This window comes from Sphingobacterium sp. ML3W (assembly GCF_000747525.1).
In the GTDB taxonomy this organism is placed as follows: domain Bacteria; phylum Bacteroidota; class Bacteroidia; order Sphingobacteriales; family Sphingobacteriaceae; genus Sphingobacterium.
Genome location: NZ_CP009278.1, coordinates 1,584,528 through 1,598,911 on the forward strand (window position 1 = coordinate 1,584,528; position 14,384 = coordinate 1,598,911).

At 35.8% G+C, this 14,384-nt stretch carries 11 protein-coding genes; 9 read left to right on the forward strand and 2 right to left on the reverse strand.

From position 1 onward, the window contains the following. Positions 1–20 precede the first annotated feature (20 nt). Positions 21–872 (reverse strand): ATP phosphoribosyltransferase, encoded by an 852-nt coding sequence (hisG, locus tag KO02_RS06845; protein ID WP_038696967.1) that lies wholly within the window; start codon positions 870–872, stop codon positions 21–23. A 458-nt stretch (positions 873–1,330) separates the two neighbouring features. Here hisG and KO02_RS06850 point away from each other — a divergent pair, with 458 nt between their 5' ends. The 3 genes from KO02_RS06850 (at position 1,331) to KO02_RS06860 (ending at position 5,086) form a co-directional block, all read left to right on the forward strand. Further along, positions 1,331–2,620 carry a Gfo/Idh/MocA family protein gene (locus KO02_RS06850; protein WP_038696969.1) on the forward strand — a complete coding sequence of 430 codons (1,290 nt, stop codon included), beginning with the start codon at positions 1,331–1,333 and terminating at the stop codon, positions 2,618–2,620. Positions 2,621–2,624: 4 nt separating this feature from the next. Next, complete coding sequence (locus tag KO02_RS06855; protein WP_038696971.1) at positions 2,625–3,710, forward strand: Gfo/Idh/MocA family protein; 1,086 nt, start codon at positions 2,625–2,627, stop codon at positions 3,708–3,710. Between the two features lie 128 nt (positions 3,711–3,838). Beyond that, positions 3,839–5,086: a hypothetical protein gene (locus tag KO02_RS06860; protein WP_038696973.1), complete on the forward strand. Its 1,248-nt coding sequence runs from the start codon at positions 3,839–3,841 to the stop codon at positions 5,084–5,086. Between the two features lie 172 nt (positions 5,087–5,258). On the opposite strand, the gene KO02_RS06865 is transcribed toward KO02_RS06860, so the two are convergent. Then, positions 5,259–5,882, reverse strand: coding sequence for a 7-carboxy-7-deazaguanine synthase QueE (locus tag KO02_RS06865; RefSeq protein ID WP_038696975.1), 624 nt, complete (start codon positions 5,880–5,882; stop codon positions 5,259–5,261). 434 nt (positions 5,883–6,316) lie between these two features. Between KO02_RS06865 and thrS the strand changes: the two genes are divergently transcribed. The 6 genes from thrS (at position 6,317) to nhaA (ending at position 13,859) form a co-directional block, all read left to right on the forward strand. Continuing rightward, entirely contained in the window at positions 6,317–8,242 is a 1,926-nt protein-coding gene (gene thrS / locus KO02_RS06870; RefSeq protein WP_038696977.1) for a threonine--tRNA ligase, read from the forward strand. 12 nt (positions 8,243–8,254) lie between these two features. Next, positions 8,255–8,818 carry a translation initiation factor IF-3 gene (gene infC / locus KO02_RS06875; protein ID WP_081918319.1) on the forward strand — a complete coding sequence of 188 codons (564 nt, stop codon included), beginning with the start codon at positions 8,255–8,257 and terminating at the stop codon, positions 8,816–8,818. A 40-nt stretch (positions 8,819–8,858) separates the two neighbouring features. Beyond that, positions 8,859–9,059 carry a 50S ribosomal protein L35 gene (gene rpmI / locus KO02_RS06880; protein WP_021191519.1) on the forward strand — a complete coding sequence of 67 codons (201 nt, stop codon included), beginning with the start codon at positions 8,859–8,861 and terminating at the stop codon, positions 9,057–9,059. Between the two features lie 97 nt (positions 9,060–9,156). Then, on the forward strand, positions 9,157–9,501 hold the full coding sequence (gene rplT, locus KO02_RS06885) for a 50S ribosomal protein L20 (RefSeq protein WP_038696982.1): 345 nt from the start codon (positions 9,157–9,159) through the stop codon (positions 9,499–9,501). 187 nt (positions 9,502–9,688) lie between these two features. Beyond that, positions 9,689–11,974, forward strand: a complete 2,286-nt coding sequence (locus KO02_RS06890; RefSeq protein ID WP_038696984.1) for a tetratricopeptide repeat protein — start codon at positions 9,689–9,691, stop codon at positions 11,972–11,974. Positions 11,975–12,683: 709 nt separating this feature from the next. Then, a complete protein-coding gene (gene nhaA, locus KO02_RS06895; RefSeq protein ID WP_038696986.1) occupies positions 12,684–13,859 on the forward strand; it encodes a Na+/H+ antiporter NhaA in 1,176 nt (391 codons plus the stop codon). The last annotated feature ends 525 nt before the right edge of the window (positions 13,860–14,384 follow it).

The following is a 14,384-nucleotide window of genomic DNA, read 5'->3' on the forward strand; positions in this document are numbered from 1 at the left end:
TAAGCGCAGAGCGCTTATTATTACATAATAATTTTTTCAATCGGCATGACCACAATTCCTTGTGCACCTGCAGACTTCAACTTGTTGATCTTATCCCAAAAGTCATCTTCTGAAATAACAGTATGTACAGCTACCCATCCTTCTTCTGCTAGAGGAACGACGGTTGGCGATTTTACACCATGTAAAAGTGCTGTAATCGTTGGTAAATTTATCTTTTCGACATTGAGAACGACATATTTCGTTTCTTTGGCTAATAAGACTGATTGAATTCTTTGTAAAAGTTCTGCTAAGATTTCATTATCCTCTATACCCGGGCGACCAATTAATATCGCTTCAGATTTACGGACATCAGCAAACTGTTTGAGTCCATTATTTTTTAGTGTCCCGCCGGTGGAAACAATATCACAGATAGCATCGCTAAGCCCCAATCCAGGTGCAATTTCTACAGAACCTGAAATCATTTGGATATCCGCCTCAATACGATATTCATCCAAAAACTTCTTTAAGATAACGGGGTAAGAGGTTGCGATAGATTTGCCATTTAGATCTTTAAGATCTTTAATATGACTGTCTTTTTGAACGGCTAATTTCAAAGTGCATTTTCCAAAACCAAGACGCTGTAAGTAATTAACCTCAGATTCTGTTTCATCAATAACGTTTTCTCCAACTATTCCTAGATCTGCAATCCCTTGTTCTACGTATCCTGGGATATCATCGTCACGAAGGAAAAGAATTTCAAGAGGAAAATTAGAAACGGTTGTTATTAAAGAACTTTTATAGTTTTCGAAGTCAAGACCACAGTTTTTGAGTAATTGAACAGACTTTTCGTTTAGTCTACCCGATTTTTGGATAGCAATTTTAAGATTTTTCAAAGCTTTATAATGTTAGCTGTAAATTATTAATAAATAGAAATCAAACACAAGGGAAAAAATGCTTCACGTAGAAACACCCTAATTACATATCGCCGCAATGGCGATGATGCATATGAAAGTGATGTCCGTGAGCAAAAATCATGTTTGTATTAATAATGAGCCAAAAATAATACTTTGTTAATAGAAATCAAATTAAAATAGCTTTTATTTGATAAAAATAAAATAGAGATAGCATAAATATGACATATCGTTACTTATTTGACGTTTTATTTACTACAATTTCTAATTAGGATGTTGGTGCTTTGGAAGTACTAAGCCATAAGATAATCTTACACAAGATTATTACACATTGAAAGCATTAATACTTTTTTAGTCTAAAATTTAATATTAATTTTAAATTCTCCTTAATTGTAATGTTAATTGGGGATTTAAACATCCGATAAATAATAAACTATAATATGAATTTTGAAAATCTAAATCGCCGTTCTTTTCTAAAGAAAACAAATACCATGGTTTTAGGAACTGCTCTTGCTGCCTCGAGTTTTGATTTATATGCAAATGGTGCTTCAAAAAAAATTAAAGTGGGGCTTGTGGGCTGTGGAGGTAGGGGAACCGGAGCTGCCTCACAGGCATTGCGTGCAGACCCTAATGTCATTATTACCGCTGTTGCGGATGTTTTTCAGGATCAGGTAGATCTTTGTTTGGATTCTTTAAAGCAGATTTCCAAGGATCAAGTCGCGGTAGATGATAAGCACATATTTTTAGGTTTTCTAGGTTTTCAAGAATTAATGAAGACAGATGTAGACGTTGTCTTACTCTGTTCTCCTCCAAATTTTAGACCAGACCACTTGGAGGAAGCCGTAAAAAGGGGGAAACATATTTTTTGTGAAAAACCTGTTGCCGTAGATATTCCGAACTTGAAGCGTGTGTTTGAAAGCGTTAAGATAGCAAAGGCTAAAAATTTGTGTTTAGTAAGTGGTTTTTGTTTTCGTTATGCAACCCCTAATCGTGAAATTTTTCAACGCGTAAAACAAGGGGATATTGGACAAATACAATCTGTTTCTACTTTTAGATTTGGGGGAGAGTTGTCGCATCGAGAGAGACAAGCCGGATGGTCTGATTTGGAATATCAATTGCGGAATTGGTTTTATTTTCAAAGATATTCTGGGGACCTTATTGTGGAGCAAGCCATTCATAGTGTCGATATGATGTCATGGGCATTGGGTGATGTTGTTCCAAAGAGTGTGGTTGCTACGGGTGGAAGACAGTCTCGAGAAATGGATAAATTTGGTAATGTCTTTGATCATATGTCTATTGAGTTTGATTATGGCGATGGATTAAAAGCTTTTCATTCTTGTCGTCAACAAAATGGTACAACATCTAGAAATACGGTTGATATTATCGGTAAGAATGGAAGAGCAAATTTGAATATTCCTTCCAATTTCGAAATCTACGGGGATAAGGCTTGGAAGTTTGCGGGACGTAATAATAACATGTATCAGACGCAACATGATGAGCTTTTTCAAGCGATTCGAAATAAGCAAGTCATTAATGACGGACCTCATCTTGCGAATAGCACGTTACTTGCCATATGGTCGCGAGCAGCAGCTTATACAGGGCAAGCGATTACGTATGATCAGATTATGCAATCGACTGAGGTTTTGGGACCCAATTCATTAGATTATGCTTGGGAAATGGAAGCGGATAAGCTTCCGGTAGCCCAACCGGGTAAAACTCCATTTGTTTAAAAATATGAAGACTGTAATTAAGATATTAGTAGTGGGTTGTGGTAATATGGGGGCTTCCCATGCTCGTGCTTATCATGACTTAGCAGGATTTGAAATTGTAGGTTTGGTGTCCAGAGGAAATAGTAAATCTATTCTGAACGAATCGCTGCAAACTTCTTATCCCGAATTCAATGATTATGAGCAAGCATTGGCTGCAACTAAGCCAGATGCTGTATGCATCTCTACTTACCCAGATACGCATGAAAGGTATGCGATTCGTGCTTTTGAGAATGGAGCGCATGTTTTTGTGGAAAAACCATTGGCAGATACTGTTATTGGAGCTCAGAATGTAATAAAGGCTGCGCAGCAGTTTAATAAAAAATTGGTGGTGGGGTATATTTTGAGACATCATCCTTCTTGGATAAAATTTATTGAGATCAGCCGCACACTAGGAACTCCATTGGTCATGCGCATGAATTTGAATCAGCAAAGTCATGGTTTTATGTGGGATGTGCATCGTAATTTAATGGATAGTTTGAGTCCTATCGTTGATTGTGGGGTGCATTATATTGATGTTATGTGTCAGATGATCGATGCTAAACCTATTCGGGTATCTGCTATAGGAGCACGTTTAACGGCTGATATACCGGAGACGAATTATAATTATGGTCAACTTCAACTGCATTTTGATGATGGCTCTGTAGGTTGGTATGAAGCAGGTTGGGGACCTATGGTGAGTCAGACGGCATTTTTCGTGAAGGATGTTTTTGGCCCTAAAGGTGCGGTGTCCATTGTGCCGAACGCAGCAATCAAGGAAGGTGTTTCTGATTCGGTAGAAGCTCATACTAAAACAGAATCTCTACGGATTCATTATGCTGATATCGATGCAGCGAACGAGTTTATAAGGACGGATGAATGGATGCACTTAGAAGATGAGCCTACGCATCAAGATTTATGTGAGCGAGAACAGTTATTTTTCGAAAAAGCAATTGTTGAAAATTTGGATTTAACAAAGCAGTGTGAAGATGCCTTGAATAGCCTACGTATTGCTTTCGCTTGTGATCGGGCCGTGAAAACTAAAATGATGATAGATTTGCAGGATTTTTTGTAAAAGTAGCAACCCTAATTTGTTGTGCATCTTTCCTATATCTGAAAAAGAAATTGAATTTAAATCTTTTTATTACAAAAGATAGATCTTTTGGTCTATCTTTTGTTGTTTACCAGCTATATTTGTAAAGTATGAGAAAGTTGGTTCATGTTGTTTTTCTGACTATACTGTTATCCCATTCTGCTATAGCTCAGGATAAAGTATGGCAAATGAAGTTAAGTTTTAAGGGGCAGGTGTCTTTGGAGGAATTAGGGCAATCAGTTCCAGAATTTGCTGTTGATTTTTATGAACCTTTTAGTAAGGGGACGGGGCATTCGGACGTCCAAGTATTTACCTCACCATCGAAAATAAAATCAATTGATCAGGTAGGTCGTGTTTTAATTGCAGACCGTATTCAAAAACAAGAGTATTCCTATACAACAGGAGACGATGTGCTTTCACAGGAGGCCTTATTTCAGGATTATCCATTATTGAAGTCGCCTACTGATCAATCGGATGCATATCTTATTTTGGAAGAGGGGCCTGATCAAGAGATGATCAATGGAATAAATTGTGTGAAAGCAACATTAAAAGTTGTCAATCCGGACGAAGGTGAAGTCGCGATGACGGTCTGGTATGCACCGGAGATTCCTAGCTATTATGTAAGTAGTATGCCATTCTTGATTCACATTCCTGGTGCTGTATTGCGATTGAACGATCAGGTTCATCATTCTTTGGGTTTTGAAGTTTCGGATTTAACAGAAGTCAATGGCTTAAAAGAGTTTGATTTGCCTCAGGATATGAAAATAGTTAAGCTTTCAGCAAATGAGGGCAGTAATTTGGACGATGCGAGTATTTTTCAGGATGCATTTGAATTGAAAGCTCCATTGAAGTGGTTCTCGCAACATAGCACTTCTTTTGGTGATGAACATTTATTTGGGGTTAAAAAAACAGATGGTACTGTTGTTCAGCCTGCAAATTTTTACTCGATTGATGTATTGAATAAGGATAGAGCGATTGTTTCTGATAGTAGCAGTTTGTTTTGGATTATCGACGATGAGGCTAAGAAAATAAACCAAGTGGGTTTTGAGGTACTTTACGGTATCAATGAAGAGAATATGGTCTATGCAATAGAAGATCATTATGGGATTATTAATGCTTCTGGGGTGTCAATCATTGGTGGATTAAGTAATATCAGTAATTTTGTTGGGTCATATTTATTATTTTCAGAGAATAATAAGCAGGGATTGATGGATTTTGACGGAAATATTGTTTTAAAACCCGTATTAGATTTTATAGATACGGATGATCAGGGTAATATTCTCGTTAAAGATTTAAAAGTTAGTCCTGAGATACAGCAATACTCACTTGCTGATTTTCAGGAAAAGTATCTTAAATAGGCTGCATTGAAGATGCTTTATGGTCTGAAATAATAAGCTGGAACTTTATTACGGAGCTTACTGAATCAGTAATTATGGGCTTGTTGAACAATAGTAAAGCTTTTAGTATTGGATTTAATTTTTTTGATAATTACAAAAGGCGACCATGGTCGCCTTTTGTAATTATCATCCCTTAAGGGATATTTAAGTATTTATGAGTCTGAAGTGAGATATTCCATTTGGGATTATCTTTAACGTGGTCGATAATAAGTGGGGTCATTTCTGAATATTTGGACCATTCGGGCTGTAAATATAATTTACAGTTGCTACTCACTAAATTTGCATGCTCCTCCGCCCATTCAAAATCACTTTTATTGAAAACGATGACTTTTAATTCACCTGCAGCTTCTAGGACATCTTTTCGTGGGGCTTTGAATTTTTTTGGTGATAAACAAATCCAATCCCATTCGCCACTTAATGGGTATGCACCCGATGTTTCGATGAAAGTTTGGATTCCAGCATGATGTAAGCCTTTTGTTAAGTAATCCAGATTGTATATTAAAGGTTCTCCTCCAGTGATTACAACTGTTTTAGCAGGATACTTTTTTGCGTTTTCAATAATCTGGTCAGCAGTAGTAAGTGGGTGCAAATCAGCATCCCAGCTCTCTTTGACATCACACCAGTGACAACCCACATCACATCCTCCTAATCGAATAAAATATGCAGCTTTTCCTGTGTGAAATCCCTCTCCCTGAATTGTATAGAACTCTTCCATCAACGGAAGTAAAGTGCCGTCTTCTGGAACTTGATGTGACATATGTAATGAATTTAAGATTGCAAAAATAATAAAAAAGATTGTCATATCGGGATTGTTTTAATTTCATTACTTTTAGATTAGATTGATTTGGAGATGGTAATTTCTTTTTTTTGATGATATTTTCCTTTTTTAAAGCTGGACGTTTTGGATAATAATGTGCCAAACTGTTATATACATGCAAGGGTCACATCACTTTTCACATGTATTATCTGAAACAGGCTTAGGTATGAAAGCTGTTTGATTGGTTTGAGTGAAGAACAATCATGTATAAAGACTAAAATGCAATTGTGGATTATTTTCAGTATATTTGATGCATAATAAATCTACTATTAGATTTTGAATTTTAAGCTTTATGAATAATAAGCAATTTAGTATGTTGTGTGTTTGTAAAGTGTTGTTTAATAAATAATTACTATAAATAATCATATTTGTTGATGATTAAAATTACATTACCTGATGGTTCCGTTCGTGAATATGAAAAAGGGACTTCAGCTGCTCAAGTAGCATTGTCAATTTCGGAGGGTTTAGCTAGAAATGTTTTAGCTGCCGAAGTAAATGGAGAGGTTTGGGATTCATCCCGTCCAATTGAAGAAGATTCTACCGTAAAGTTGTTGACCTGGAATGATACAGAAGGTAAATCTACCTTTTGGCATTCTTCAGCGCATATCTTAGCCGAAGCATTGGAAGAGCTTTATCCAGGTATTCAATTTGGTATCGGTCCAGCTATTGAAACAGGTTTCTACTATGATGTAGATTTCGGAGATCGCGAATTTTCATCGGATGATTTTAAACAAATCGAAGATAAAATGTTGGAATTGGCAAAACGTAAAGAAACTTTCGAACGTAAAGCTGTTTCAAAGGTAGATGCTATTGCTTATTTTACTGAAAAAGGAGATGAGTATAAATTAGATCTAATCAAGGATTTGGAAGATGGCAAGATCACGTTCTATACACAGGGCGAATTTACTGACCTTTGCCGGGGTCCTCATATTCCCAATACGGGCTTTATTAAAGCGATTAAATTAACAAATGTCGCTGGTGCGTATTGGAGAGGTGATGAGTCTCGTAAGCAGTTGACTCGTATCTATGGTGTTACATTCCCTAAGGCTTCGGAATTAACGGAATATATTAAGTTTATCGAAGAAGCTAAGAGACGTGATCACCGTAAATTAGGTAAAGAAATGGAGTTGTTTGCTTTTTCAGAGAAAGTAGGCGCAGGGCTTCCATTATGGTTACCGAAGGGAGCAGCTTTGCGTCAGAAATTACAAGATTTCTTGCAGAGAGCACAATTGAAAGGTGGATATGAGCCTGTCATGACTCCCCATATCGGAAACAAGCAATTGTATGTCACTTCGGGTCATTATGATAAGTATGGTGAAGATTCATTTCAACCGATAAGGACTCCAGTTGAAGGCGAAGAGTTTTTCTTGAAGCCAATGAACTGTCCTCATCATTGTGAAATATATAAAACAAAACCACGTTCTTACAAGGATCTTCCTGTACGTTTTGCAGAGTTTGGTACTGTGTATCGATATGAGCAGTCTGGAGAATTACATGGTTTGACTCGGGTAAGAGGATTTACGCAAGATGATGCGCATTTATTTTGCCGACCTGATCAAGTTAAAGAGGAGTTTAAAAAAGTAATCGACTTGGTGTTATATGTTTTCAAAGCTTTAGGTTTTGAAGAATATACCGCACAAATTTCATTACGGGACCCAGAGAATCGCACCAAATACATTGGTAGTGATGAGAACTGGGCTCTGGCTGAAAGTGCCATTATCGAAGCTGCAGCAGAAAAGGGATTGTCGACAGTTGTTGAATACGGCGAAGCGGCTTTCTATGGACCTAAGCTAGACTTTATGGTTAAAGATGCTTTGGGTCGCAGATGGCAGTTGGGTACTATTCAAGTGGATTACAATTTGCCTGAACGATTTGAATTAGAGTATACAGGTTCTGATAATGCAAAACATAGACCTGTGATGATTCATCGTGCGCCATTTGGTTCAATGGAGCGTTTTATCGCTGTATTAATTGAACATTGTGCAGGAGAATTTCCATTATGGCTTGCTCCAGAACAATTTATCATCTTGCCAGTATCAGAAAAATATGAAGAATATGCGAAAAATCTTTTAGAATCGCTAAATAATTCCGATATTCGCGGACTGATAGACTTGCGCGATGAGAAAGTAGGTCGTAAAATCAGAGATGCAGAGATGAAAAAACTACCTTACATGTTGATTGTAGGGGAGAAAGAGGCTGAGAGTGGCACGGTTTCTGTGCGTAAACATGGTTCAGTAGACTTGGGTTCCATGACTGCTGACGAATTTAGAGAAGTATTAATTAAAGAAATAACCGTTTAAATATTTAAACATTTGGCATTAAAAAGACCAGGTGGTCCTAGACCACCAATGAGAAAGAAAGAACCAGATCACCGCATTAATGAGCTAATCCGTGTGCCTGAGGTACGTTTGGTAGGTGATAATGTGGAAACAGGAGTTTATCCTACACGTAAAGCTTTAGAGCTTGCAGATGAATTGGAACTTGATTTAGTTGAGATTTCGCCAAATGCTGTTCCGCCGGTTTGTAAAATTATCGACTACAGTAAATTTGTTTACGAGCAAAAGAAGAAACAAAAAGAAATCAAAGCTAATGCAAAACAAACTGTTATTAAGGAAATCCGTTTCGGACCTAATACCAGTGAACATGATTTTGATTTCAAATTGAAACATGCAATCAAATTTCTTGAAAGTGGAGAAAAAGTTCGTGCTTACGTACACTTTAAAGGCCGTGCAATTGTACACAAGGAACAAGGCGAAATCTTGTTATTGCGTTTTGCACAAGCTTTAGAAGAAGTGGGTAAAGTAGAATTGCTGCCGAAATTAGAGGGAAAACGTATGTTTTTGACTTTAGCACCTAAAGTGGTTGCTAAGAAATAATAATAGAAATTCTAACAGATTGATATAAAATTTAAGTATTATGCCAAAAGTAAAAACCAATTCCAGTGCTAAAAAACGTTTTAAGCTTACTGGAACAGGTAAAATCGCAAGAAAAAACGCTTTCAAAAGCCACATCTTGACAAAAAAGAGCACAAAACGTAAACGTAACTTAACAACAACAAGTTATGTATCTGATGGCGACATGGGCAACGTTAAACGTATGCTTGCTATCGGAAAATAAGTTTTATTCGATTTAATTAATAATAATTTTTTAACCGGGTACAGGGTAGTAAGTTCATTGTGAAACATGACGCCTTTTACCAAATAATTTTAAAAATATGCCACGTTCGGTTAACGCAGTTGCTTCGAGAAGAAGACGTAAAAAAATCCTAAAATTAGCTAAAGGCTATTATGGGTCACGCAGCAAAGTATATACTATTGCTAAGAATTCAGTAGAAAAAGGTTTACAGTACGCTTACCGCGACCGTAAAACTAAAAAACGCGAGTTTAGAGCTTTATGGATTCAACGTATTAACGCTGGAGCTCGTCAACAAGGTTTATCTTATTCCGTGTTGATTGGTAAATTAAATGCTAAAAACATTGGTTTAAACCGTAAGGTTTTAGCTGATTTAGCTTTAAACAACCCAGATGCTTTCAAAGCAGTTATTGACGCAGTAAAATAGAGTTTTAACCCCGAGTCAATTTGTTAGATATTGGAAAGGAACCCATCAGGGTTCCTTTTTTTTATTTTTAATGTTACAAGCTTCAACTAATTTTATCATTAGTAATGAGCTGTTTTAATGTTTATTTTTTTGAACTGTTTTGAAGTTTGTAATATATTTTTATTTTTATATAAAAGAGTCGTAGTTTATGAAGTTTCAAGATCTAGTTAATTTGTATGAAGAAGGGAGATATGAGGATTGTTTATCTGAATTAGAAGTTTTTCTAGTATTAAATCCACAAGATATTCCCGCATTAATTTTAAAAGCTACCGTACTTAAGGAACTTGATTTTCAAAATTTAGATGAAGACAGTAATGAACTGACATTAGACGATTTTCAAGAGGTTATTAGTATATACAAATCTATTTTACAGCTTGAACCAAATAATGAGGCCGCCCTTTTTGGTCTGTTGGAAACTACTCGTTTTTTCTATAAAGATTTAGATTACGATGAATATGCTTCTTATATAGAACGATTGAGTATCCATGAGGATGAGTTAGAGAATGTATGTCGTTTCCGAGCTGATTTGAATTATTTACATGAGAAATATCAAGAGTCTATTGGTAATATCAATGAATTGCTTTCCATTTATGAAGTATTATATGCCCATGATCGTATTAGTAAATGTGCACTATTAACAGAAAGTGTACTTTTTAAAGCAATGATTCTTCGCGAGAACCTAAATCATCATCAACAGGCACTTGCCGAGTTCAGAAAATATAAACATGATATTTTATCTAATAATGTGCTGTTATACCTGGATATTGGTCAGCTTGCTATGGAGTATCATGATTATGAGATGATTGGTTGGGCGGGTGTCAAGGCCGTATTGTATGGAAATGAAGAGCCTGAAATTGATGCTGAGATCTTCAAATTTTATGAACAGGTCGTATCGCTGTTAAATGGTGGTTTGGAGGATAAACAGTGTATTTACTTTGCTATCATGGTGCAACGTAATTTTCGGGAAGAACTCGGATTAGACTTATCAGATCCTTTAATAGAAGCTAAGCGTTACATCCAACGTTATCCAGATTGGTTTATTCCTTATCATTTTGCAGGAACCTATATACTTGAAGGTGGAAATCATGAAGAAGCGTTACCTTACCTTCAGAAAGCAGTAGAGCTTGGTGGTTTTTCAATAACCATTCATCGCTTCATCCTTACTTACTACGAAGTCCATAAAGAGTTACCTGAAATATTGAATTGGCCAGTAGATGGTCCTATTGACTATTTTAATGCAGGCTGCGAGTTTTCTGAATTTGAGAATTCTATCGGTTCACCAATTCTTGATATGTCCTTGCTAAATTATCGATTGCAGTTTTTTGAGCGATCATATTTAGCTTTTAAAGCATATTTTCACGAAAATCAATTTGAAGCAAATTACTTTATCAATAGTCAGTTGATGTCTATGTGTTGTAATAATTATGCACTGGCATTGAATAGCAAGCGAAAATATGATGAAGTAATCGAAATATGTAAGGAGGGACTTACTTATAGTCGATTTTGGGAACTGTATAATACATTGGCGGATGCGTATTTTGAGAAAGAAGAGTATGAAGATGCATTAATCAACTACCATGAGTTATTAGATGATAGCTTTAAAGAGTTTGATATGCCAAATTATCTTCGAATATCTGCATACGTGACCAAATGTGAGTTTAAGTTGGGGTATATAAAAGAAGCTGAGGAAAGGTTGAGGACTATTGCACAAGAATATGATGAACTCATCCAATCTTCAGAATATGCTGACTATGAGGAAGAAGAGCTGTTTGTTACACGTCAAGCTTATATGGAGATTCAGAACGCACGTTTTGATCTAATCAATCATAGGGGAGATTCAGAAACTTTGAAGGATTGGCAAAAGGAATTGGAAAGTAAACCTGATGATGCATCGAACTGGTACATGTTGATGCAAAATTACTTTCAATTGGAGCAGTATGATCAATGTATAGCTTGCGCAAATAATTATGAAGCTACTAAACCGTTGCAGGAAATGGCTTTAATCGATTATCGTAAGTTGCATTATTTGAGAGGAAAATCATATTTCTTAATTGGGGATTTTCCAGCTGCGCTAAAGGATTTATTAGTCGCTTATGACTCTACGAAGTCTACTTTAAAAGAAGAAGAATCGTATGGCGATTTCCACTTGATACTACTGCATCTTATACATTCTTATTTCCATTTACAAGATTGGGAAAATGTAATTCGTATCAGCCAGGAATCTGATGCTATGTATAGTAGTGAAAATTGGGAAGAAGACGATGATTGGAATGAAATGACCTTTATGTCTGCCGAAGCATCTTTTGCAATTGGTGCTGGCGAAGTTGCTAAAGAGAAGATACAAGCTATCCTAAAGTTATTCCCTAAGGATGAAAAAGCGTTAGAGAAAAAGAAAGCATGGAGCTCTGGTTGGTTTGGTTGGTTGAAAAAGTAATGCTATTGCGATTGGTGAAAGCCTAAATTTTATCATGCCATTTATTGTTGTATAGCAGTAAATATAGTTAAGGTTATGATAATAAAAATATATTACATAGCTATGGCTATGTTATAAGGGACCGATACCATGAATAGTAAGGCTTCGAAAAACAAGATAAGAAAGGCGGTGACTGTTATAGCGGCGCAAATAATATGGTCGTGCAAATTAAATGAACTTACCAGATTTAAAAAATACTTAATAAAGGGACTGATTTTATAAGGTCCTTTTTTATTTTGTTACTATTTCATCAATTCTTATTCGAAAAAAAACACGCTGTAAGCGTGCGACATTTTTTGAATAAGGGCAGGTTAATCTTCACCTGATAATAAATCATCTCCATCAAATGTAAACTCAATTACCTCGGTGTAACTTTCTAAAGCTTGTAGTTCGAAATCTTTAATCATCTTCTTTAATTTTTATTTACCATAAAGGTAAGCTTAGTTGTTAACCTCAGAGTAAATTTGATGTGAAGTTTTTGTTAAGTCTTGAAATATATTTATTTGCTTAACATTGGATTCTTTTTTAGAGGATTTATAAACGAAAAAGGGTCTATAATCCTTAGTATTTTAAAAGAAAAACTTATCTTAGTAGACTTACTTACTTTAGGTTTCATACTATATTTGGAGCTTATATTTTTCCTTATTCATCACTAAATGAAAATGTCTTTATGGCAAACTTAATTAATTTAAAAATTTTCAAACAGTTTTTACAGTCTAGTAATATAGGTGGTATCTTATTGTTTATCTGTGTTATTCTGTCTTTGATTGTTGCAAATACTCCTTTAGCGGAATCTTTTAACAATTTATTGAATACAACATTAGGGTTCGAAACAGAACATATCCAATTAAACTATTCGGTGCTGCTATGGATTAATGACGGTTTGATGGCCATATTTTTTCTTTTGGTAGGTTTAGAGATAAAGCGCGAACTGGTTGAGGGTGAATTGTCGTCACCAAAAAAAGCGCTATTACCAATCTTAGCTGCTTTTGGTGGAGCTATTTTACCTGCACTTATTTATTTGTACATTAATAAAGGATTACCTACCGAGCATGGCTGGGGGATTCCAATGGCTACTGATATTGCATTTGCATTGGCAGTTATTACTTTGTTGGGTAAGCGTGTTCCAGCTAGTTTAAAGATATTTTTGGCAGCTTTAGCAATCGTTGATGACTTGTTGGCTATTTTGGTAATCGCTTTATTCTATAGCGGCGATCTACATTACAACTATTTATTTATTGCATTGGGCATATTTGCTTTCTTATTGCTTTTAAACTATTTAGGGGTTAAAAAAATATGGGCTTATTTGATACCAGGAGTTTTTATATGGTATTTTATACATCACTCAGGTATACATGCAACGATAGCCGGTGTATTGGTGGCATTAGCCTTACCAACAAATACGACAGATGATGAATCACCTTTAGAGAAATTGGAACATATGCTGACTTCTCCTGTTAATTTTATTATTATACCTCTTTTTGCAATAGCCAATACCAATATTACGATTCATAGCGAAATGGTCGGTGGTTTGACTACAGCATTGGGGCTCGGTATTATTGGTGGGTTGATTGTTGGAAAGTCTTTAGGCATATTGGGAGTATCTTTCATTGCTACCAAATTGAAGCTATGTACATTGCCTGAGGGCGCAAATTGGAAGCATATATTTGGCGTGGGACTATTGGGTGGTATTGGATTTACAATGTCCATTTTTGTATCCATATTAGCTTTTACAGATCCACTCTTGGTGGAGGAAGCAAAATTTGCCGTATTGATTGGTTCTTTATTTTCAGGTGCAGCAGGATACCTGTTTCTATCGAGTATAGGCAATAAAAAAAGCGCTTAATACTAAAAAGCAGTCTCTACTTGAAGTGCCCCAGATGTATCTAACATTTTCGGGACACTCCGACATCGAGGCTGCTTTTTATCAATTACCTACCACATTAACTGCAATTTCGAAATCTACTCGATCTTTTATACGTTGAAGTAAGACGGCCATACTATACCACTGATAGTAATCACGTTAATTTGGTATCCTTTATTTTATTCTATATTTTTCTGTTTACTATTAAACGTGCCTTTTACCCCTTAAGGAATAACAGTAATAGCTGGGTTTTAACCAAGCTTGCATAGAAATTAGCATTGACTTTTATTCATTACATGAACTTCTAAAGTTTCAATATCTTTAAAACTTAGTTATTGGGCGGTGGAAATATTGACTCGTAGCTATAATTAAGGAAAAGATTGTGCATATTTCGACGAGAATAATCGAATTTAAATTTCGAAATGGTTGTTGATCAAGTGCTTTCCATTTATTTAAACCAATAAATATACTTTGCACCTCTATACGGCTAGGTTTCATTAAGGTTGT